Here is a 22,324-nt window from a genome sequence, read left to right on the forward strand (position 1 = left end):
TGCCACTTGTTTTCCTGAGGCGCTGAAGGGTGTATGGGCCGAGGGTATAGAGGTAAACAGCATAACGAAAGGAGGAGCCGCTCCCAATCGGGGCGGCTCCTCCTCATTGTCATCACGTTGCTTCCGATTTCCACGTATGCACGGTTCCGTCCTTACTGGATTAGGATATACACGAAATTTCATCAGACGTGTCGATACTCCTTGTATGCATTGCAGGGGGCCTTACTTATTTATAGAAGCATCGAAAAGAGTTGGGGAGTTTATTGGGAATCCTTATGAGCTTGTACGCTCCTCTTCTTGACATTGTCTCGATAAAATCATACGATATTGACATTAAAAAATAAATGTTTATATATCTCTGGGGCTGGTTGCCTGTTCTGATCGACGATCATCTGGAAAGACAGTGTGCAGAGGAGGGGGTAGTGTGGAATCAAAATGGCTTTTCCCGTCGGAGGTTCAGGAACTTGAGGATCTTGTGGCGGAGGGACAAATTCTGATTCACGGAGGAGGTACGGGAATTCCCAGAAATCGGGTTCGATCCGTTCGGACAGTCGTGGACCTTTCCCGTATAGGCTGGGACCGATGCGTTCGAGATGGTGAATTCATTCGAATTGGGGCTATGTGTACCTTCAATCAGGTCGTTCGGGAGTTGGGGGAGCTTCGTCCCGGACACATATTGACCAAATCCCTGAATGCGGCGGCATCCACGGCTCTGCGAAACAGGATTACCGTGGGAGGAAGCGTGACGTTCTTTCCTGTCTGGTCCGATCTTATGGGGCCTCTTCTGGCTCTTGGAGCATCGGTGGATCTCGTTGGAACTTGCGGTGGCGTCTATCCTCTGGAGGATTTTGTCTCCAATCGGGGGCGTTTCAAAAAGACGGTGATCCGGTCGGTTCTGATTCCCGACGAAGAATGGCTCAGTTGGTATTACCGGGAGGTTCGGGTCGGCTTCGATTATCCGGGTTGTACCATTACCCTTCTTCTTCGGAAGAACGGTCGTGTTGTGGAGGATTTTCGAGGCGTCGTCGTTGGGACCAAGAACCGCTTCATGATCCTTGATCAGATCGCTCAACTCGTGAAGGACTGCCCTTGCGGTGATGTGGTCGTAGCCGGTCTCGGTGATGAACTGGATCTGGCCTTCCCCGATAAGAAGTCGGGAAGCAGCGAGTATTTTCGCCAGGTAACGGCTGTCTGGATTGAGCGTGGCCTGGCAGAGCTTCTCGAGAGATAGGGGGGGAAGATGATGGAAGGATGTTTCGTCATCAACGGTATCGAGAAAAAATGTACCTTTGAGCCCGATGCCATGCTGCTACAGGTCCTTCGGGATGGAGGACACTCGGAGGTCAAACGCGGGTGTGATACCGGTGAGTGTGGTGCCTGTGCTGTGGTTCTGAACGGGGAGTTGGTCAATTCCTGTAAGGTCTTCGCTGCATCCGTTGTGGGTGCCGAGATCGTGACTGTGCAGGGATTGGGTACGGTTCACAGGCCTCACGTGATTCAGCAGGCCTTCGTGGACGCTGGAGCCGTGCAGTGCGGATTCTGTACACCTGGCATGATCCTGGCTACGTACAGTCTTCTCTCTCAAAACCCCGATCCGTCGGATCAGGAAATCCGAAAGGCTCTGGACGGCAATAAGTGCCGATGTTCCGGATACGTGAAAATCTTTGACGCTGTCCATTTGGCTGCTGAAAGGATGAGAGACCATGGATAAAACCTTCGCATCGGTGGGACACGACGTTCAGAAGGTGGACGGGCTCTCCCTGGCCACGGGAACAGGGCGATACACCGACGATTTCGACGCTCCGGGAACGCTGCACGTGGCGGTTCTGCGTTCGCCCCATGCTCATGCGCTTATCACCGATATCGATGTCTCCCAGGCCCAGGCCTTTCCTGGCGTAGTGGATGTCCTCACATACAAAAATGCCTACGAGGACATGCCCAGGGTCGTTCACACTACTGCGGGGCAGGGATTTCCTGAGCCGTCACCCTATGATTCCTGGCTTTTCGACGACAAGGTTCGATTCGTGGGTGATCGGGTAGCAGCAGTGGCTGCCGAGACCTTGGATATCGCGAGGGAGGCCATCTCGAAGATCAGGGTTACCTACGATGTTCTCGAGCCTCTGTTCGATCCAGAGCTATCTTTAACTCCCGGGGCGCCAGTGGTTCATGATCGGGACGAGTACATGCCCATCCCGGTGCCCTACGAACCGGGTAAAAACCTGATGGCCGAGAAAATCTTCACCATTGGTGATGTGGATAAGGGGTTGGCCGAGGCTGACTTCATCCTCGATCAGGTCTACCATACCCACTATGCCCATCACTGCATGATGGAGCCGCACTCGACCTTCGTCACCTTTGATGATATTGGACGGTTGGTGGTGTACACGTCCACCAGTGTCCCCTTTCACACCAGGCGGATTCTGGCCCAGGTTCTGAGCATTCCCCTTCGCAAAATTCACGTGATCAAGCCCCGGGTTGGCGGGGCCTACGGCGGAAAGCAAGAGGTTCTACTGGAACCTCTTGCGGCCAAATTTGCCCTGCGTACCGGTCGTCCCGTCAAATTCATCTTCTCACGGGAGGAGGTCTTCATGGCTGCTCGTACGAGGCATCCCATGAGGGTTCACATTACCACCGGTCTCAAGGAGGACGGCACCATCACCGCATTGCGGATGGACGATTTGATGACCGCCGGGGCGTACGGCTCCCACGGCCTCACGGTCTTGTGTAACGCTGCCTCCAAGGTCCTTCCTCTGTTTAACAAGGTCGAGAACGTGGAGTTTATCGGACGAACCGTGTATACGAATCAGCCGGTTGGAGGCGCCTATCGGGGGTATGGGGTCACTCAGGCGACGTTCGGGTTTATGCAGCACGTCGATATAATCGCCCGTCGGACAGGTCAGGATATGTTGGAATACATAAAGAAGTGGCATATCAAGGAGGGCGAAGGCTCTCCCGTATTCGAGGCCATAGGCGAGGGGAAGGCCGGCGTTCCACAGGTTATCACCTGCTGTAAGCTGAGTGAGTGCATCGACCGAGGGGCTGAGGCTATCGGGTGGTACGAGAAACGGGATAAAAAACTCTCCGGCGGCCCCGACAAGGTTCGGGGCGTTGGAATGGCGGCGTCTATGCAGGGCTCGGGAATCCCCCTGATCGACATGGGAAGTGCCTATATGAAGCTCAACGAGGATGGCTCGTGTAACCTCCTCATGGGGGCCACAGACACCGGAACGGGGTCGGACACCATCATGTGCCAGATCGCGGCCGAAGTGTTGGGCGTTGCTCCGACCATGGTCGTGCCCTTGGCATCCGATACGGATGTAACCCCTTTTGACGATGGGGCCTACGCTTCCTCTGGTACCTACGTCTCCGGCGGTGCCGTTCGAACCTGTGCCGAGAAATTCCTGGAGAACATCCTGAAAGCGGCCTCCATGATGCTGGAGGTGCCGAGGGATCGGCTTGAGACCGCTCATGGCACCGTCTGGGATAGGGAAAATCGGGATAGCTGCACCGATTTTGGCGCTATCGCCCGATTTGCCATGTACGGCGCCGGTGAGAATCTTCACCAGATCCAGGCCTACGGATCCTATACGTCTCCCGTTTCGCCGCCGCCATTTATCGCCCAGTTCGCGGAGGTGGAGGTGGACACCAGGACCGGCGACGTCAAGGTGCTGCACTTCGTCAGCGCCGTGGACTGTGGGCACGCTCTGAATCCCCGGATGACGGAGGGACAGGTGGAGGGCGGGGTGCTCAACGGTATTGGCTATGCCCTTCGGGAGCAGTACCTCTTCGATAGCAAGGGACGTATGACCAACCCCGACTTTGGCAACTACAAGATTTTTGGATCGTTAGACGTGCCTAAAATAGATACCATACTGGTGGACTCCTACGAGGAGACCGGTCCCTTCGGAGCCAAGTCGGTCTCGGAGGTCTGCATCAACGGTCCGGCTCCGGCCATAGCCAACGCGGTCTTCGATGCCGTTGGTGTCCGAATCTTCGACCTGCCCCTGACACCGGAAAAAATCCTGGAGGCTCTGAAAAAACTGAAAAAGTGAAGGGGAGAGAGAGTCGGTGTCCGTGAGGGGAGGGGATATAGAGATGAACGAGAGGAGATACGTCGTTGGAAACGGCGTGGTGACCGACGGGATGGGGGTTTTCTACCCCGATGGGGCGCTTCTGATCGACGATGGGCACATCGTTGCTGTGGGGGCGTCGGATGAGCTGAAAAAAAAAGGGGACTCTCCGTGGGTTGATGTAGGAGGTCGCTTGATTCTACCAGGACTGACCAACATGCATCACCATCTGTATTCGTGTTTTGCTCCGGGTATCGCGCCTCATGGGAGCTCAGAGGATTTTATCGGTATTCTGAAAGAGCTGTGGTGGCCCCTGGATGCTGCGATGGACAGGGAGGCCGTGTATTGGTCTGCCCTGTGGGGGGCTTTGGATTGCTTGCGGCATGGTGTGACCACCGTCTTTGATCACCATGCATCCATGACGTTCGTCTCGGGTGCCCTGGATGCCGTCTCGGAAGGCATCGAACGAGCCGGTATTCGGGCCGTCCTTTGTCTGGAACTCTCTGATCGATTGGGACGGGATAAGCTCACTTCCCAGTTTGACGAAAACCTCCGTTTTTGGGAGTCTCATCGGAGTGATCCGATGAGACGAGGAATGTTGGGGCTTCATGCAAACTTCACTATTTCCGATGAATCCATGGCGTATATTGGAGGGCATAAGCCCAGGGACATGGCCGTTCATGTTCATTGCGGGGAAGGACGAGCCGATTACGACTATTGCAGGGCGATGGGCTATCATGGACCGGTCCATCGTCTTGAGGCTTTCGGTCTTCTCTCCTCGTCGGCGCTGTTGGCCCACTGTATCCATCTCTCTGACGAAGACCATCGTATCTTGGAAGAACTGTCCCCGGCGGTTGTGACAAACCCCGAGTCCAACGCCAACAACCAGGTGGGCAGCTTGGATCGGGGACGGATCCCCTCCTTTCTTCTTGGGACCGACGGCATGACCGGCGACATGGTGGCCTCCCTCCGGTCGGCCTTTCTCCTGGGTCGTCAGTCCCCGGATATCTGGGGAGGACTGCACAGATCGTTTTTTTCCCATCGGTACCCCTATGTTCGACGATTTTTTCCAGACCTTCGATGTTTTGAGATAGGCTCCGCCGCCGATGTGGCGGTTCTCGACTACGTCCCCACCTCGCCCATAGACGCAAACAACGTCTTGGGACACCTGGTCTTTGGAGCCAGAGGTGGAAATGCCTTTATGACCGTGGTCGGAGGGAAGATCCTCTGGCGTGATGGGGTCTTCGCCGATGAGGAGCTGAACCGCCGGGAGAGCGGAATCCTGGCTCGTTCGGCTGCTCGTCGTCTTCACGACCGTTTCGGCAGAAATCCGTGGTCGACCTACACGGAAGATGAATAACCGCATGTACATTTTAGGAGGGATTCTGTATGGCTGATCTGTCTGTGACCTTAGGCAACATGACCTTCAAAAACCCGGTTCTCCCGGCAGCTGGCCCTAACGTGATGCAACGGGCTCAGATGCTGGGCGCTGTCGATAAAGGGGCCGGCGGCATCGTGACCAAGACCATCTCCCGAGAGCCGGCGGTCTATCCTAAACCCTGCATCGCAAAGGGTCCCTGTGAAGGGTACCTCAACTGCGAGACCTGGTCGGACCGTCCATGGAGGGAGTATCTGGAGGATTACAGAGCTGTGAAGCAAACCGGTGTTCCTCTGATTTGCTCCATCGGCTATAGCCCGGAGGACGTTGCCGAACTTGGTCGAGCTCTGGAGGCCGAGGTGGGACCTCACGCCATCGAGTTCTCCACTCACTACGTGGGCAAGACTCTCGATCCTTTAAAAAAGGTGGCCGAGGCTCTGAAGGGGGCGGTCTCCTGTCCTGTCTGGATGAAGGTCTCGCCTAGTACACCGGATATTCCTGAGATGGCCAGAATTATGTCCCAGTACGTGGATGGCTTTGTGGCGGTCAACTCGGTGGGGCCAGCTCTGGATTTCGATATCGAAAAACCCAGGCCAAGGCTGGGCACGGAGGACGGTCATGGCTGGCTGTCTGGACCCGCTATCACGGGTGTGGCTCTCTACGCCGTCTATCAGATCGCCCACGTTCAGGAGAAACCGGTCATAGGGGTGGGGGGCATCCGAACTGGTGAGGATGCTGTGAAATTCATCATGGCTGGGGCCTCTCTGGTTGGGGTGTGTTCCGAGGCTATTCGTAAGGGGCCCGGTACTTATGGTCGGATTGCCTCAGGGATGTCTCAATGGATGGACGAGAAGGGGTATCGGTCCATAGACGAGATTCGAGGGCTCTACGGTCGGGCCTAGGTCGGGCATGTGTGTATTGAGGGGGGATTTTTCGTGATGAACCAGTATTCCGTCGTGGGATGCCCGGAGGTTCGAAAGGATGGCTGGGAGAAGGTCACCGGTCGGGCCCAGTATGTCGACGACATTCCACTTGATGGTTGTTGGTATGGAGGGGTCCTTCGCTCGCCGTCGGCTCGAGGGTGGCTAAAAGGTATCGAACGGGATCCAGGTTTTGACTGGTCTCGGGTCGTGGTGGTGAGTGCTGCCGATTTGCCTGGACCCAATATGGTGGCCTCCGTTCGGAACGACTGCCCTATCCTGGCTGAGGATCGGGTATCCTACGTGACCGAACCGGTGGCTCTGGTTGCCGCTCCCGATCGGGAGACTCTGAAAGCTGCTTTAGCAGCTCTGACTCCGGTGATCGAGCCTGACGGTGAGCCTGTCATCGACGTTTACGACGCGCTGAAGGGCGAGCGGCTGGTCTGGGGGCACGACAACGTGCTTCAGACCTTCGACATCGGCCGGGGTGATCTGGACGAGGGATTTGCCCAGGCTGACCTTATACTGGACGAGACGTATACGACGCAGCATCAGGAACAGGTGTACCTTGAGCCCCAGGGAGCTTTTGCCACGCCGGATCCCGACGGTCGAGGGGTCTCTGTGGATATCTCGTCTCAGTGTCCATTCTATGTCCATAACTCCGTGGTACAGGGACTGAACTTCGACCCTGATCGGGTGGTGATTCGTCAGACCGTCACCGGCGGTGGCTTTGGAGGCAAGGAGTTCTATCCGTCCCTGGTGGCCCTCCACGTGGCCATCCTGGCCCTGGCTGCGGGGCGCACGGTGAAAATGGTCTTCGATCGTCACGAGGACCTCGCAGCTACGTCCAAGCGTCATCCGTCGGTGACCAGGATCCGTGCGGGGTTCCTGAAGGACGGAACGCTTACCGCTATCGACGTGGATTTTATCCTGAACGGAGGTGCTACCACCACTCTGAGCGTTGTGGTCCTTCAGCGGGGGGTACTTCACGCCACCAGCTGTTATCGAGTACCCAACGTTCGGGTTCTGGGGCGGGCCGTTGCCACGAACCTTCCGCCCAGCGGCGCGTATAGGGGATTCGGCGTACCTCAATCCCTGTTTGCCATGGAACGCCACATGGACCTCGCTGCCGGGAGACTGGGCATGGATCCCGTGGCTATCCGTAGGAAAAACCTGTTGACGGTGGGTGACCTCCTGCCCTGTGGTCAGGTGCTCGACCAAGTGGCCGCTGAGACCGTATTGGATCGGGCTCTGGAGAGGTCAGAATATTATGAGAAGGTCGAGCGGTATAGCCGAGAGAACGAGCAAGGTGGACAGATCCTGAAAGGCATAGGCTTGTCTTTGTTCCTCCACGGAGGAGGGTTCACCGGATCGGGGGAGGACCATATTTTAGGTAAGACAAAAGTGGTCTTCGTGCCTGGTCGGACGTCCGAAGAGGGACGGCTGGAGCTTCGGATCAGTAATACCGAGATGGGACAGGGGGCGGCCACTGTGCTGTCTCAGATCGTGGCCCAGGGGCTTCAGGTGCCTCTGAACAGGGTCGACTATCTCGCCCCCGATACGTCTAAAGCATCCGACAGTGGTCCCACCGTGGCATCTCGGACTACGGTGGTTGTCGGTGCTATCCTTACCCGATCCGCCAGGGACATGCTGGACAAACTGTCGGGCTATGTATCGGAGAAACTGGGCTCTGATCCATCATATGGGGAGGGAGTGTTCCGTGTTGGCGATAGATGTCTGACTTTCTGGGAGGTCGCTCATGGCTATGCCGAAGAGAAAGGCGAGCTTGTGGGATGGGGCGAGTACGTCTCCACTGGCAGCCACTGGGACGACGATACCAGTACAGGAGATGCCTACCCGTCCTACTCCTGGGCCTGCGACGTTGTGGAGGTCGAGGTGAATCGGGATACCCTGGAGGTCGTTCCCACCGATCTGTGCGCGGTGGTTGATATAGGGACGGTGATCAATCCGATCCTGGCTGAGGGGCAGTTCGAAGGAGGGTCCCTTCAGGCTCTGGGGTACGGATGGATTGAGGATATGGCAGTCAAGGGCGACCGAATCGATGCTGGTTCCCTGAGCAAATACCTGATTCCTACAACGATGGATTCCCCTCGTTTCGACGTGGAGTTTGTCGAAATTCCCTACTCTCACGGACCATATGGAGCCAAGGGATTGGGGGAACTTCCACATGACGGAGGAGCTCCTGCTCTGGCCGCTGCTATCGGCCATGCTCTGGACGTGTTCCCCTTGGATATTCCCGTTACCCCGGAGAGGATGACGTCTATGTTGGCCGCAAAGGAGGAACGGCTATGAAGCTCACCGTCCATATCAATGGAGATCCATTTGAGATTGAGGCCCGACCTCTGGACCGTCTTCTGGACATCCTTCGGCGATACAGGGGCCTGACCGGAACCAAGGAAGGATGTGGAGAGGGAGAGTGCGGCGCCTGTGCCGTGATTCTGGACGGCCTTTTGGTAAATGCCTGCATGGTTCCGGCTGTGGAACTTCATGGGAGCCGGGTCGTCACCGTGGAGGGGTTGAAAGGCAAGGACGATCCCCTTCAACGGGCTTTTGTGGAACTGGGAGCCGTCCAGTGCGGTTTCTGTATTCCCGGCATGGTGATGGCGTCTCGGGCGCTTCTGGCCCGTCACCCTCATCCGACCAGAGAGCAGATCAAACAGGGGCTGGCTGGCAACCTCTGCCGGTGTACCGGATACGAGAAGATCATCAAAGCCGTCACCCAGGCGGCGGATGAGGGCTATGGTGAGATCGCCAGGGCGGACCTGGCCGACCTGGATCTGGTTCGGCCTGAGTTTTCTGCGATTCTCTCATCTGATGAGCGAGATCGTGTGTTTCTGCCCTACGAGGTGAACGATGCCTGCGAGGTGTTGGATCGTTTCGACGACGTGTATATGGTGGCTGGCACCACGGACATGTATCCCGACCTGAAAAAAGGTACCAAAGCCCCCGAGCGGATTATGGACCTGACCCATCTGTGTGACCTGAAAAAAATCGAACGTTTGGGGAGGGGGGCCGTCATCGTAGGGAGTGGGGTCACCACCCAGAGACTGGCCGATCATCCCCTGATCCGGCAGTACTTTCCCGCTCTTCAGTCGGCTGCCGATCAGTCGGCTGCCATTGCGATCAAGAACAAGGCCACGATGGGCGGTAACCTCATGACGGCATCTCCCGCTGCTGATATGCCGCCGGTTCTCCTCATGCTTGGGGCTACGGTAGTCTTTCGGAGTCTCCGCGGTCGAAGGAAAGTCCCTATGGATTCCTTCTTCAAGGGATATCGAACAACCGACCGTCGTTCCGACGAACTTCTGGAATCGGTGATCATCCCGATCCCGGAACCAGGCACGTCGCAGGCGTTCTTCAAGAGGGGTTCCAGAAAGTCTCTGACGATCTCCCGGGTCAACGTGGCCTGTTCCGCCAGATTAGAAGGCGGTGTTGTTCGTGATTTCAGAGGGGTTGCCGGCACCATGTCGGTGTTGCCAACTCTCCTGGATCCGGTCTCCGACCTTCTGGAGGGAAAGGCTTTGACCGACAGGTGTATCGAGATGGCACGGGAGACCACACGGGACGTCGTCCATCCCAGAACCTCGAAGGAATATCGCAAGAACGTAACGGGCAACATGGTGGCTCGTTTTCTGAGCGATCTCAATCGATCCTACAGCTGAGGAGGTGACCGACGTGAGCGTTGACAGGATTTTTAATCGTATGCTGGACGTTATCGAGAGGGACATCGTTCCTCTCACCAGGACTGGTGTGACCGAAGGCCACAAAGTCTTTGGTGCTGCGGTTCTCTTGAAGAAAGACCTGTCCCTGGTTGTGGCCGGGACGAACCACGAGCTTCAATGCCCTTTGTGGCACGGCGAGGTGTACACCATTAAGAGTTTCTACGAGATGGCCGAGCGTCCTGACCCGAGTGAGTGCCTTTTTCTCTCCACTCACGAACCCTGTTCCATGTGCCTGTCGTCCATCGCCTGGGCTGGTTTTCCTGAGTTCTACTTCCTCTTCAGCTATGAGGACACCAAGGATGCCTTCGACATCCCTCATGACATCAAGATGCTGCGGGAGGTTTTTGACTGCCGGGCGCCGTCACGCTCTAATTCCTTCTACACATCCCATCCCTTGGTTGAGATGATCGATGGCCTTCAGGAGCCCGAATCAGGTCGACGACGGATCGATGCCATTCAGGAGGAATACGACCGACTTTCAGCGATCTATCAGGCTTCCAAAGAGAGCAACTCCATTCCTCTGAAGTGATGAGATGAAGTCAATCAGCACATGACATATTGGTACATTTTTCAAGGAACCGTCCATCAATTCAGAGGGCGGTTCCTTGTTTAGGGGCAGAGCTTTATAGGTGGCATAGCTGTAGAAGTCGATGTATAATTTCCTGATAACGCTTGTGGGGCTCGGCCTTTGTCGTCCCCAAAGGATAGAAAAGAGGAGGGACTGGTATGGCCGAGAGCATCAAGGCTCCCAGGGGAGTTCGGGATATCCTTCCCGAGGATTCGTGGAAGTGGGGACACGTTCTCGCTGTGACCCAGAAGATGGCTGAACTGTACGCCTACAGGGAAATTCACCTTCCTGTGTTCGAACACACCGAGCTCTTCGCCCGGGGGATCGGCGAGGCCACGGACGTGGTTGAGAAGGAGATGTACACCTTTACCGATAAGGGGGGGCGAAGCATAACACTTCGTCCTGAGCTGACGGCGTCCATGGTCCGAAGCTATCTTGAACACTCCATGTCCGGTGGGCGTCAGCCGGTAAAACTCTGGGGAGTCGGTCCCATGTTCCGATATGAGCGGCCTCAGAAGGGGCGATATCGTCAGTTCTGGCAGCTCGATTTCGAGTCTCTGGGATCGGAAAATGCCCTGGTGGACGTAGACACCATCATGACCGCCGTGGAACTCTTCCGAACCTTGGGGATGTCCAACCTGGAGGTCGTGCTCAACTCGGTGGGATGTCCCGTCTGTCGGCCAGCTTATCGAAAGACCCTGACGGAGTTCATAGGGGATCACAGGGGCGATCTGTGTCCCACCTGCGAAAATAGATTCAACCGAAACCCTCTGAGAATTCTGGACTGTAAGGACGAGAAATGCAAAAGGATCACCGATGAGGCACCGGCTATCTTCGAATCCCTCTGTGAAAGCTGCTCCCGGCATTTCGAGGCCGTGACGTCCGGTCTTGACGACCTTGGGGTGGCTTACCATATCGATAAGCGACTGGTTCGGGGGCTTGATTACTACACCAAGACGGCCTTTGAGGTTCAGTCCGGGGACTTAGGGGCTCAGAACGCCGTGTGCGGCGGTGGCCGTTACGACAACCTGGCCGAGGCCATCGGTGGTCCCCACGTTCCAGGGGTCGGATTTGCCGCTGGGTTGGATCGTATCGTTCTGACCATGGAACAGCAGAACTGTTCTTTCGGCCGGGAACCGATGCCTCAGGCCTACGTGATCTGTGCCGATGAGACGGCTCGCCCAGAGGCGCTGGAGCTTTTATACGCATTGAGGCGAGCTGGTGTGTCTGCCGACATGGACTACATGGGCAAAAGCTTGAAGGCGCAGTTCAAAGCGGCGGGCAGCGGATCGTCTGTGGCTTGTGTTTTCGGAGGAAACGAGGTCTCCAAGGGGATCGTTACGTTGAAAAATCTCATGACATCGGAACAGATAGAGGCACCCAGGGATCAGGCTGTTGCTCAGGTGATGGCCGTCATTGATCGATAAAGATGTCGATTTGAGTATAGATGAATAATAAGGCGGGATGACGTTCATTATGGAGACGGGGATTTTTTCAAAAGAGTGGAAACGGTCGGTTCGATGTGGAGAGATTCGAGAGGAACATCAGAGACAGACCGTCACCGTAAACGGATGGGTCCGGAAACGCCGTGACCTGGGTGGGATCATCTTCATCGAGGTGTGGGACGCCACGGGAGAGGTTCAAGTCGTGTTCAACCCCGATCGTTGTCCTCAGGCGCATGATCGTGCCAAGGATCTTCGGAGTGAGTTCGTCGTTGCGGTGACGGGATCGGTACAGAGTCGTCCGGAGGGAACCGAAAACGACCAGATGGACACGGGCCACTGGGAGCTTCTGGCGGATGACTTCGTTCTCCTGGCTCCCTCGTGCCCTCTTCCCTTTGAGGTGGGAGATGAGACCTCAAAAGTGGACGAAAACCTGCGGCTGAGCCATCGGTATCTTGACCTTCGAAGGAACGCCATGCAGCGAAACCTCCGGATCCGGCACGATGTGGCTCGATACACTCGAGACTTCCTGAGTGATCGGGAATTCTGTGAGGTGGAGACTCCCATACTCACCAAGTCCACGCCGGAGGGTGCCCGGGACTATCTGGTGCCCAGTCGGGTAAATCCCGGGACTTTCTTTGCCCTGCCTCAGTCTCCCCAGATTTTCAAGCAGCTTCTCATGATCAGCGGAACGGACCGATATTTTCAGATTGCCAAGTGCTTTCGGGACGAGGATCTTCGTGCGGATCGTCAGCCCGAGTTCACTCAGGTGGATATCGAGCTCAGTTTCTTAACCGAGGGTGACATCTATGCCCTGATGGAAGAATACATGGCAGGACTCTTTCGTAAACAGCTGGCTGTGGACCTTCCAACCCCATTTCGTATCCTCTCCTATCAGGAGGCCATGGATCGCTTCGGAAGCGACAAGCCCGATCTTCGAATTCCCTTCGAGATCGTGGATTTGAGAGATGCCTTTGAAAGCAGCGTCTTCGCTCCTTTCAAAGACCTGATCGCATCGGGTGGATATGTTCGAGGGGTGGTCCTTCCCGGTGGAGCAGGCCTGTCGAGGCGGCTGGTGGAGGAGGTCTGTCAGAAGGGCAAAGCCTTGGGAGCTCCCGAGATGGCGTACTTCCAGTTCAAGGAGGATGGGATCAAAGGGCCTCTGGTCAAGTTTCTCTCACCCTCGGATCTGGCCGATCTGGAACGAATATCCGGGGCTGCCTGTGGCGACGTGCTCTATGTGATGGGTCACTCGGACTGGCACCTGATCTGTTCCGTTTTGGGACAGATTCGTCTGGAGATTGCCCGTACATACGGCCATGTTCGAGACGGTTGGGAGTTCCTCTGGGTGACCGAGTTCCCCCTCTTCGAGTGGGATCAGGACGACGGACGTTGGACGTCAGTTCATCATCCCTTCACTATGCCCCTTGTCGAAGATCTTTACCTGCTCGAATCCGACCCGGGATCGGTTCGATCCCGGGCCTACGATCTCGTGCTCAACGGCAACGAGGTAGGAGGTGGCTCCATCCGGATTCACGATCCGGCCATCCAGACCCAGGTCTTTCGTTGCATGTCGTTCGACGAAACTCAGGCCCGGGAGCGTTTCGGCTTTTTGCTGGACGCCCTGAGTTTTGGAACACCGCCTCACGGTGGAATCGCTTTGGGATTCGACCGATTGGTCATGCTCCTGACTGGGTCGCAGTCTATCCGGGACGTCATGGCCTTCCCTAAAACGGCCAAGGCTCAGAGCCTCATGTCTGGAGCGCCGTCGGAGGTTGAACCATCTCAATTGGAGGAACTTCACATCCGTTCTGTTATTTTGCCCAAATAGCTCGACGAAACACGATAAAGGCGAGGTCCGATTTTCGGACCTCGCCTTCTGTTATACTCATCACAAGGCTAAATTTTTTGCTGGGAGGTACATGTCAGTATCGAAGGCCGAAGACCGGGTGGTAGATCCGTTCATCGTGGAGGCATCTGGTCTGATCCTCCAGCGCTTTCCTGGCCTGTTCTCCTAAGCTGATAGAGAGGATAGAGGTTAAGACATGTACCAAAAAAATAGGGCCGATGAGACTGCTCCCGAAGGTCGGGCTGTTGTCGCTCACGAAAAACGATAGGTCGGCAAAACGGCAGATCGGTGCAGCCGGACTGTCGGTGATCGTGACCACCGATGCGCCGTTGAGCTGCGCACGTTCAACCGCCTCGGTGATTTGAATGGCGTAGCCTGGCAGGTCGCACGCTATAATCGTGTCCTCGGCCTTGATTCCCCTGGCCTGCTCGATGAGGGTGAGGGAGCCTCGTTTCATCAGAATACCGTTGATGGCCATCTCTCGGAATCGGGAGAACAGCGCCTCGGCAACCATGGACGAAATGCCCCAACCGGTGCAGTAGATGTTGTGGGTTTTCTTGATGAGCTCGCAAAAAAGGTTTATCTTGTTTTGAGAAAGCTGGTTCCACGTGTCGTCCAGGTTGGCGTGCTCCATTTTATGGATTTTTTGGGGAAGATCGCTCTCGTCGTTGATCACCCGGTTCAGCAGGGCCGCTGGGTTCACCTGCTCGAGGACCGATTCCTTGAGGGCCTCTTTGAGGTCGGCATAGCCCTTGAACCCAAGTATTCGGGCGACCCGAACCAACTGAGCTTTGGATACGTCCAGATGGTTGGCCACTTCGCCAATTGAGAGAAATGCAGCCTCTCGCATGTGAGTGAGAAGATAGTTTACAACTCTTCGAGCTTTCGTCGGCATGGTGTTCACACGAGACCGCAGTAGTTCCTGGAGTTTTTGCATCTCCAAGAAAATCACCTCCTGGAAATCAATGAGCAAATGTGTTTAGTATAGTTTATAGTTGCCCGACCGATTCGTCAATTCGGCACGGGGCTGCTTGTACGAGGAAAGGACGAAAAGGGCATGGACCTGAAAGAACTGGAGACCTTGATCGCCATCGTGGAGAAGGGAAGCATCTCAGCGGCTGCAGCCGCCCTGGGAGTCTCTCAGCCAACGGCGAGTAAACGGGTAAGGCGTCTGGAGGATGAGTTGGGGGCCTCTTTGTTCGCCAAAGGTCATCGTCACTCGGATCTCACTCCCGAAGGAACGCTTTTTTATCGGGCTGCTCTGTCCATGCTGGAGTGTCGGGCCAGGGTTCAACGTCAGATCGACCAGATATCACGAGACCTTTCGGGAACGGTCGTCATCAGCGCGGGCTCCATTCCCGGAGATTATCTCCTGCCTCCCATGCTGGTGGAGTTTGCCGAGCGGTATTCCGGCGTGAGCGTTCACGTCAGGATCAGCGACTCTCAATCGGCTCTTGAGACCTTGGTGGATCGTAAATCCGACCTCGCTATCGTAGGGATTGATCGAACGCCACCTGGTTTCAAAAGCGTCCCCTTTGCCGAGGATGAGCTCGTGTTGATCCTGAAGAGGGGACACCCATTAGCCAATCGATCGTCCGTTCCCCTGAGGGATCTGGCTTCCCTTCGATTGGTCGGCCGTAGCGTCGGATCGGGTACCCGTCAGGTCTGGGAGAAGGCCTATCGGGGAGCTGAGGGAACGGCGAAGGATATCCCTCTTCAGTTAGGACACGCACTGGCTGTGGTCAACGCAATTGCCGAGGGAGCCGAGGCTGGCATCGTCTCGCGAGTGGCCGCCGCCGGGCATCCAGGGGTCGTATCCGTGAGCTTCGCCCCCCCTCTTAAACGACCGTTATTTCTGGTTTTTGGGCTCTGTGAAACCCGTGCTGCCGAGACCTTGGTTGCCTTTTTGACCGAACGGTCTCACTATATCCCTTGAGGAGGCTTGGTTAAAGATGGACGTGCAGGGAGTGGACAAAGTTCGAGCGTTTCTGGACGCACAGGGATATGAGGGGTCTATTCGTCACACCGAGGAGACCATTTTCACGGTAGAAGATGCCTCGGTTGCGGTGGGAGTTGCCCCAGATAAAATCCTCAAGAGCTTGATTTTTCTGGTCAACCGAGAACCCACGCTGGTCCTCATGTCCGGGAGCAACAAAGTAGCTCCTAAAAAGATTGCCCTCGCTGCCGGGGTGTCCAAGTCGAAAATCAGGATGGCACAGCCCGAGTACGTTCTGGAGACCTTCGGATATCGAGTGGGAGGAGTTCCGCCCGTGGGATACGATACCCTGCTTCCCGCTCTCATCGACCAGGATATCGCCAGATTCTCCGTGGTCTGGGCTGCTGCTGGATCCGATCATGATTTTTTCCCCATTGCCCCTGATACCTTGATCGCCTACACCAAAGGGCGCATGGTCGACCTCAAGGAGGATCGAGTGCCATGAATCTGTCTCTGATAGCTGTGTTTCTCTCGGGAATCGCTGCGGGCTTCATCAATGTCCTGGCCGGAGGGGGCAGCCTGATTACCCTTCCTATCCTTGTCTTTGCAGGATTACCTATGCCCGTCGCTAATGGGACCAACAGGGTATCAATTCTTTGTCAGAACGTTGTAGCGACGAGCAAATTTCATCGACTTGGCGTCCTCTCCCTGAAAGAGGCCCTTATCCTTGCTATCCCAACGACCGCAGGATCGGTGGCTGGAGCATTTTTGGCGGTGGAGTTGGACCCGAAGGTGCTTCAGATCGTCATCGCCACGCTCATCTCAATCATGGCCTTCTTCCTCGTATTTCGTCCTTCTATGTGGGAGAACGAACGACAAAAAAAGTTGCCCAAAGCGCTTGTTATACTGATCTTCTTTGCAATCGGTGTCTATGGAGGTTTTGTCCAGGCAGGAGTGGGGTTTCTCTTTCTCTGGGTCCTGTCTGGGGTGGTGGGGCACGACCTGATCCACTCTAACGCGCTCAAGGTAACCGTGGTTTTGGTGTACACAGCTGTGAGCCTGGCCATCTTCAGTGCCAAGGGGTTGGTCGACATCCCCGTTGGGCTCACTCTGGCGTCGGGATCCATGATCGGTGGATATGTGGGAGCACGGTTCTCCGTGGCCCGGGGCAATCGGTGGGTGCGAATCATTCTGGCCTGTGTCGTCACGATCAGCGCTTTCAAAATGCTGCTTCAGGCCCTGCATTGATGCCTGAAAGGTGGACAAGAAAGATCGGGGAGAGCACATCAGCTCTCCCCGATCTTTCTTGTCATTTGTATATGATGTATTCTTGAAGTTCGTCTCCACTCAAGCCGGCTCCGACGGCTACGGCGAGCTTGAGGCGTCCCTTCAGGGGTGAGAGGTCTCCACCATCCAGAACGCCAATCTCAAGCAGACGTTGAGCTGAGCCCTCGATGTTTGATGAGGGAAGGACACGCCCCGAAGGACACCGAGAGGTCAAGAGAACCGGAACCTCCGACTTAATGAGCCCCTTGATGGACGGGAGCCAGCCAGGGAACACGTTCCCGTTGCCGAAGGCCCCCAAAACCACGCCATCAGGCAGATCTTCAGGAGAGGAAAGCAGAGAAGCCAAAAGACGTTCGCCGCCACCCAGAGAGGCTTGAACAAGCTCCACGTTTTTTGCCGGAGTGACGCCTTCAAGGGTTTTCCCTCGTTTAGGGGCTCTCCGAAGGATGACGTCGTCGCAGACGATCTCGCCGATAGGACCTCGATCCACGGCGACAAGGCAATCTCGCCGGTGGTTATTAACGAGGCTGACCTCCGATGCGGCAAAGATCTTATCCTGAAAACAAATCAACACGCCCGCACCCCAGCATGCCTGAGACCGGGCCGCCAAAAACGCTTGGTACAGGTTGATGACGGCATCCGAGCCCATGACGTTTGACGGATGAACGGCACCAGTGAATATAACCGGTTGGGGATAGGCCCATGTGAGATCGGCTAAGTAGGACATCTCGTCGACAGTGTCCGATCCACACGTGACCACGATGCCCTGGATTCCATCGACGACCAGTTTTGCCATAACCCCCATGAGGTCGGATGTCATGCGGATTGTGTAATGGCTACTCGCCTGGTAGCTCCAATTCACAAGATGAACATCCTGGGTGATCTCCTCTGGAAGCCATTGAAGCATCTCCTCGGCAGAGACCTCCGTCGGTTGACCGTCTTTCTTGGAGCCCCATCGTGTACAGAGCTCCCCTCCGGCGACAACCAAGGCGATCTTTCCCCGGTTAGGCATGGGACTCCTCCAATCGGTCAGTATCCACAGGACTCTCCGACGAGGATAACTCGGGAATCTCGCCCCATGGGAGCCTGTTCCGTGATCAAAAGGATCCGTCCGATGTTCTGGAGGGCTTTATTCTTCCGAAACGAGATCTCGTTTTCCTCGGCAAAATCAACACCCAGGCGAAGGGCGTTCAAGGGTGAGGCGTAGTTTTGAACCCGAAGAATCGCCGATTCCAGATTTTCGCAGACTTTGTTGAGCCCGATAACGTAGACGATCGTTCCCGTTCCCCAACACATGCCCGCTAGGCGGTTGCCCCTACCGTCCATGTTGACGAGAATGCCGTCCTTAGTGATAGCGTTGGAGCTGGTCAAAAAGAAATCACAGGTGAGCTCGCCACTGAGCTGAGCGTTTTTTTCCTCTTTGCTGGAGGATGGAAGCCAATGTTGCACGAGACGGTTTCCTCGACCAATCAGGGCATCGACTGCCCCGATCTCCCGGATTGTTACCGTTCCGGGAACACCGACCGATGCATTCGCCGGGATAATGTCAAGTACGGTCTGTTTGGCCTCCTGCTTGGTGTCCACGTATCGGGCGTCGTGACCCCGATCAATCAGGTTCTTGGATATGAGAGATCCAAGGCGGCGGTTCCATCTCAACTGTGGGGTATCGAAACCCGGAGTTTTTTGCATGGACATACTCTCCCTCCTTGGTACTGGTTCGTACGCGACCCATTATAGTTATGATGGCAGAGATTGGCGAAAAAGTCCAGTTGATCTGATGAGAGAGCTCAGAATTGCATGAAGAGTATGAGGGGCTGGCTGTAACCTTCGGCTATTTGGGGATATTTGTTTAAAAGTCATGTTCAGCAGGTTCCTTCTGGTAGTGTATAATCTTAGAGTTGGAAAAGTTCTCGACATTCAATGACCTAAAAATTCAAACTGAGGTGGAAATATGAGACTACGAATTCGAGGGAAAATGCTGGTTCTTCTATTGGGGGCTCTGGTGATCATTCAGGGAACTATTGTAGCCTATACAGCAGTGACAGTACGCTCTAACTCTGTGGACAAAGCAACTCAGGCACTGATCAATGTGTCGGAGAAAAGTGCCATTGAGATATCTCAGACAATAAGCAGATTAATTATGACAACTCAGCAATTGAGTAAAACCTTGGGTGTCATAGGCAGATCCATGCCGGGAGCTCGGCAAAAAACCATGGATATCGTGCGCCAAACCTTGGTTGAAACACCAGGGATTCGTTCGACCTGGTTTGTCTTCGAGCCCAACGCTTTCGACGGCAAAGACCTCGATTTCTCCGGGATCAATGGATTCCCGGAATCGGGGCGTTTCGTGGGAAGCTTTGTCCGGCAGGTGGGCGATAGTATCGTTCGAACCTACGACATAACCGAAGAAAGCCTTGCGATGGATTGGTATCAAAAGCCACTTCGATCGGGGCAGTCTTATATTAACGATCCTCATTGGTATTCCTTCGGAAACGAAGGCGATGACCTCTTCATTATCGGCGTCATTATTCCCATCAAGAACAACGGAGAAGTTATTGGCGTAGCTGGCATTGACTTGGATGTGCCGCCTCTCCAGGAGCTAGTCTCTTCAATTGTTCCGACAGATCACTCCTTTGCTGCTTTCTACACAAGCAAAGGAAATATCGTGTCCCATCCCAATAAGGAACTGGCAGGCAAGAACCTTGCAGAGGCATCCGAGGGAGATATTGGCAATAAGAATCAGGTTATTGAGGCAGCAACATCGGGAAGTGAGCAGATTTCTGTAGAGTACTCCGAGAATTTGGGAGAGAAGGCCCTTAAAACGCAATATCCTGTTTCTTTAGGCGGTGCGTTTGATCCCTGGAGTCTTGCTATCACAGTGCCTTTATCGGACGTGACGGTTGCTGCTGATAGATTAACCCGCAATTTGAGCCTTATATCTCTTGTGGGAATGATCCTCCTTGGAGTTGTGATCTTCGTAATTAGTGGCTCGATTGTCAAGCCATTCCTTGCTGTTTCGGCTCTTCTCGAACGATATGCTTCGTTGGATTTCTCAACCGATAAATCTAAGCGATGGATGTATACGTACAAAGACAAACATGATGAAATAGCCGATATAATTCAAAACCTTCTAAAGATGAAGCTGTCGATAGCGTCTTTTGTCCGATCCGTCCAGGACGAATCGGGGCATCTATCAAGTATTTCCCAGTCACTAGCTGCTTTGGCAGAGGAAAACATGGCTTCTATTGAAGAGGTTCAGGCTTCTGTGAACCAGGTGGAATTGCTCTCTGAGGCGAACGCTGCTGCGCTTGAGCAGACCACCGTTGGTGTTGAAGGAGTCTCGAGCGGTGCCTCTGAAACTGCAAGTAGCGCCACTAAAGGAACCGAAGCGTCAGCTGAGATGAGTCACATCAGTCAGGATGCTGCTGAAAATGTCAAGGCTATGGTCGAAATGATTAGATCTGTGGGGGATCGTTCTTCCCATACCATGGAGAGCATGACTCAGGTGGGGAGCTCTGTGGAAGCTATCGCGGCCTTTGTCACTACCATCACGTCTATCGCAGACCAGACTAACCTTTTAGCCTTAAACGCTGCTATTGAGGCAGCACGTGCTGGAGAACATGGTCGAGGTTTCGCTGTGGTGGCTGAGGAAGTGCGTAAACTGGCCGAGGAGAGTAACAAGGCTGCCAGAGAGGTTGCGGATCTTATAGCTTCCCTTAAAGACAATGCAACATCGTCTACCTCCTCGATGAAGGATGTCGATCAGTTAGTGGAGCAGATCATCAAGGCCTCAGGTGAGGCCATAACGAACCTTGGTGAAGCACTTAAGCAGATTTCATCCGTTGAGGGAACCATGCAGAGTATTGCAACCCTTGCCGCGGAACAAGCGGCATCCAGCCATGAGATGGCGCTCGGCATCGACCAGGCCACAAAAAGTACCGTACAAGCGACGGAGATTCTGCATAACGTGAAGAATAGCAGCGATGGAACGGCCTTTGCGTCGGAGCAGGTAGCTAAGGAAGCACAGGGCTTGGCATCCGGTGCTGAACGGTTGGATTCTCTCATAGGACAATTTCAGTTGGATGACTCCCAGGGTAACGCTTTGCTTCCATCGTAGCGTAGCTTATGCGTTGGGCCACCTCTCTGAGGTGGCCTAGTTTTTAGCGATATGTGTTTTCAGAGGCTTCTACATGATCAAGGCTCGATAGTCTCGGGGGCTCAGACCATGAGTCTTCTTGAAGAGTCCGGCGAAATAGCCGGGATTACGGTATCCGAGGCTCTCGGCAATTTGCTGGATTGAGGCCTCATCCTCCCTCAGAAGGAGCAGGGCTTTATCCATTCGAAAATCCTGAAATCGTTCGTAGGGCGATCCGCCCTGAAGCTCTCGAAAGACCCGATAAAAACGAGAGACGCTCATCCCAATGGATCTCGCCAGATCAGCTGTCGATGGGGGATCGGCAGGGGTACGGATCATATGCTCCCAGGCTTCTTGCACGAGATGTCGATCTCTTGCGGTGATCTTTGAGGAGGTTCTTTTTTTGTGTTCGTTGCTGCATCCGGCGATAAGCGAGAGAATTTCGAGCGTTTTCGCATCGATATAAGCTCCCCGAGTGTCCCCGTTTACGGGGAGGTCCCTCAGTTGATCGAAGGCCAGGGCCAGATTTCGTCGCCTGGATGAGTGTGCAAGAGTCCGTACGTCTTTTCGTGATACCGTCAGTTTCGCTCCGTATCGGTGGCTTAGGATGTGATTCCAGTATTGATGCATCAGCCTGAGCTTGACGAATCGGACAGGTCGATTGGCTGGGGAGAAAACCCGTACGGGTTTCTCTGTGCCGGTATAGCCGGACAGACCAAGTGGGGCACGAACAGGGTATCCCTTTCCGATATAAATCGATGAGGAGATGGCGTCGAAACGGCTGATTTCCATGTATTCCCGTCGATGTTGCAGAGACAGCCACAAGGGCCTTTTGGGCGTAAAGTCGGCCACGAGAACCGAGTATCCCTCGCCGTCCCATCGAACGACCTGTCCCTCTCCTATCTCGGGATGGAAGTCGTACCGCAGCACTCCGTCACCGTCTCTCGACTGAGATGTCATGGATGCCAGGGGCACCGCAAAAAAATCCGTCATGAA

Annotated in this window: 18 protein-coding genes; 14 read left to right on the plus strand and 4 right to left on the minus strand. The window is 54.9% G+C overall.

Annotated elements, in window-relative coordinates; translation table 11 throughout:
- Window positions 1–340 precede the first annotated feature (340 nt).
- The 10 genes from CSA35_08020 to CSA35_08065 all read left to right on the plus strand — a co-directional run bounded on the left by CSA35_08020 (window position 341) and on the right by CSA35_08065 (window position 13,952).
- Complete coding sequence (locus CSA35_08020) at window positions 341–1,231, plus strand: hypothetical protein (protein PIE54008.1); 891 nt, start codon at window positions 341–343, stop codon at window positions 1,229–1,231.
- A gap of 12 nt (window positions 1,232–1,243) precedes the next feature.
- Window positions 1,244–1,711 (plus strand): ferredoxin, encoded by a 468-nt coding sequence (locus tag CSA35_08025; GenBank protein ID PIE54009.1) that lies wholly within the window; start codon window positions 1,244–1,246, stop codon window positions 1,709–1,711.
- On the plus strand, window positions 1,704–4,052 hold the full coding sequence (locus CSA35_08030) for an aldehyde oxidase (protein PIE54010.1): 2,349 nt from the start codon (window positions 1,704–1,706) through the stop codon (window positions 4,050–4,052). Before CSA35_08025 ends, CSA35_08030 begins: the two co-directional genes overlap by 8 nt.
- A gap of 16 nt (window positions 4,053–4,068) precedes the next feature.
- Window positions 4,069–5,430, plus strand: a complete 1,362-nt coding sequence (locus CSA35_08035) for a hypothetical protein (protein PIE54011.1) — start codon at window positions 4,069–4,071, stop codon at window positions 5,428–5,430.
- Between the two features lie 29 nt (window positions 5,431–5,459).
- Window positions 5,460–6,350, plus strand: a complete 891-nt coding sequence (locus CSA35_08040) for a diguanylate cyclase (GenBank protein ID PIE54012.1) — start codon at window positions 5,460–5,462, stop codon at window positions 6,348–6,350.
- A gap of 36 nt (window positions 6,351–6,386) precedes the next feature.
- Window positions 6,387–8,681 carry an aldehyde oxidase gene (locus CSA35_08045; protein PIE54050.1) on the plus strand — a complete coding sequence of 765 codons (2,295 nt, stop codon included), beginning with the start codon at window positions 6,387–6,389 and terminating at the stop codon, window positions 8,679–8,681.
- Window positions 8,678–10,051 (plus strand): molybdopterin dehydrogenase, encoded by a 1,374-nt coding sequence (locus CSA35_08050; GenBank protein PIE54013.1) that lies wholly within the window; start codon window positions 8,678–8,680, stop codon window positions 10,049–10,051. The genes CSA35_08045 and CSA35_08050 overlap by 4 nt, the downstream gene beginning before the upstream one ends.
- Before the next feature lie 40 nt (window positions 10,052–10,091).
- On the plus strand, window positions 10,092–10,640 hold the full coding sequence (locus CSA35_08055) for a cytidine deaminase (GenBank protein ID PIE54051.1): 549 nt from the start codon (window positions 10,092–10,094) through the stop codon (window positions 10,638–10,640).
- Window positions 10,641–10,837: 197 nt separating this feature from the next.
- Complete coding sequence (locus CSA35_08060) at window positions 10,838–12,106, plus strand: histidine--tRNA ligase (GenBank protein PIE54014.1); 1,269 nt, start codon at window positions 10,838–10,840, stop codon at window positions 12,104–12,106.
- A gap of 49 nt (window positions 12,107–12,155) precedes the next feature.
- The gene (locus CSA35_08065; GenBank protein PIE54015.1) at window positions 12,156–13,952 is read left to right on the plus strand and encodes an aspartate--tRNA ligase; all 1,797 of its coding nucleotides are present in this window, start codon (window positions 12,156–12,158) and stop codon (window positions 13,950–13,952) included.
- A 94-nt stretch (window positions 13,953–14,046) separates the two neighbouring features.
- Here the strand turns inward: CSA35_08065 and CSA35_08070 are convergent, their stop codons facing one another.
- Complete coding sequence (locus CSA35_08070) at window positions 14,047–14,913, minus strand: RpiR family transcriptional regulator (GenBank protein PIE54016.1); 867 nt, start codon at window positions 14,911–14,913, stop codon at window positions 14,047–14,049.
- A gap of 114 nt (window positions 14,914–15,027) precedes the next feature.
- On the opposite strand from CSA35_08070, the gene CSA35_08075 reads away from it, so the two are divergent.
- Genes CSA35_08075 through CSA35_08085 form a run of 3 tightly spaced genes read left to right on the plus strand, consistent with a single transcriptional unit; the run spans window position 15,028 to window position 17,154 of the window.
- Window positions 15,028–15,906 carry a transcriptional regulator gene (locus CSA35_08075; protein ID PIE54017.1) on the plus strand — a complete coding sequence of 293 codons (879 nt, stop codon included), beginning with the start codon at window positions 15,028–15,030 and terminating at the stop codon, window positions 15,904–15,906.
- A gap of 22 nt (window positions 15,907–15,928) precedes the next feature.
- Complete coding sequence (locus CSA35_08080; protein ID PIE54052.1) at window positions 15,929–16,411, plus strand: aminoacyl-tRNA deacylase; 483 nt, start codon at window positions 15,929–15,931, stop codon at window positions 16,409–16,411.
- Window positions 16,408–17,154, plus strand: a complete 747-nt coding sequence (locus tag CSA35_08085) for an integrase (GenBank protein PIE54018.1) — start codon at window positions 16,408–16,410, stop codon at window positions 17,152–17,154. The genes CSA35_08080 and CSA35_08085 overlap by 4 nt, the downstream gene beginning before the upstream one ends.
- Before the next feature lie 61 nt (window positions 17,155–17,215).
- Here the strand turns inward: CSA35_08085 and CSA35_08090 are convergent, their stop codons facing one another.
- Window positions 17,216–18,205, minus strand: a complete 990-nt coding sequence (locus CSA35_08090) for an L-asparaginase (GenBank protein ID PIE54019.1) — start codon at window positions 18,203–18,205, stop codon at window positions 17,216–17,218.
- 17 nt (window positions 18,206–18,222) lie between these two features.
- Entirely contained in the window at window positions 18,223–18,888 is a 666-nt protein-coding gene (locus tag CSA35_08095) for a lactate utilization protein (GenBank protein ID PIE54020.1), read from the minus strand.
- 256 nt (window positions 18,889–19,144) lie between these two features.
- On the opposite strand from CSA35_08095, the gene CSA35_08100 reads away from it, so the two are divergent.
- Complete coding sequence (locus CSA35_08100; protein ID PIE54021.1) at window positions 19,145–21,310, plus strand: chemotaxis protein; 2,166 nt, start codon at window positions 19,145–19,147, stop codon at window positions 21,308–21,310.
- A gap of 69 nt (window positions 21,311–21,379) precedes the next feature.
- Here CSA35_08100 and CSA35_08105 read toward each other — a convergent pair whose 3' ends face one another.
- Window positions 21,380–22,321, minus strand: coding sequence for a hypothetical protein (locus CSA35_08105; protein ID PIE54022.1), 942 nt, complete (start codon window positions 22,319–22,321; stop codon window positions 21,380–21,382).
- Window positions 22,322–22,324 lie beyond the last annotated feature (3 nt).

This window comes from Dethiosulfovibrio peptidovorans, from assembly GCA_002748665.1.
Taxonomy (GTDB): domain Bacteria; phylum Synergistota; class Synergistia; order Synergistales; family Dethiosulfovibrionaceae; genus Dethiosulfovibrio; species Dethiosulfovibrio peptidovorans_A.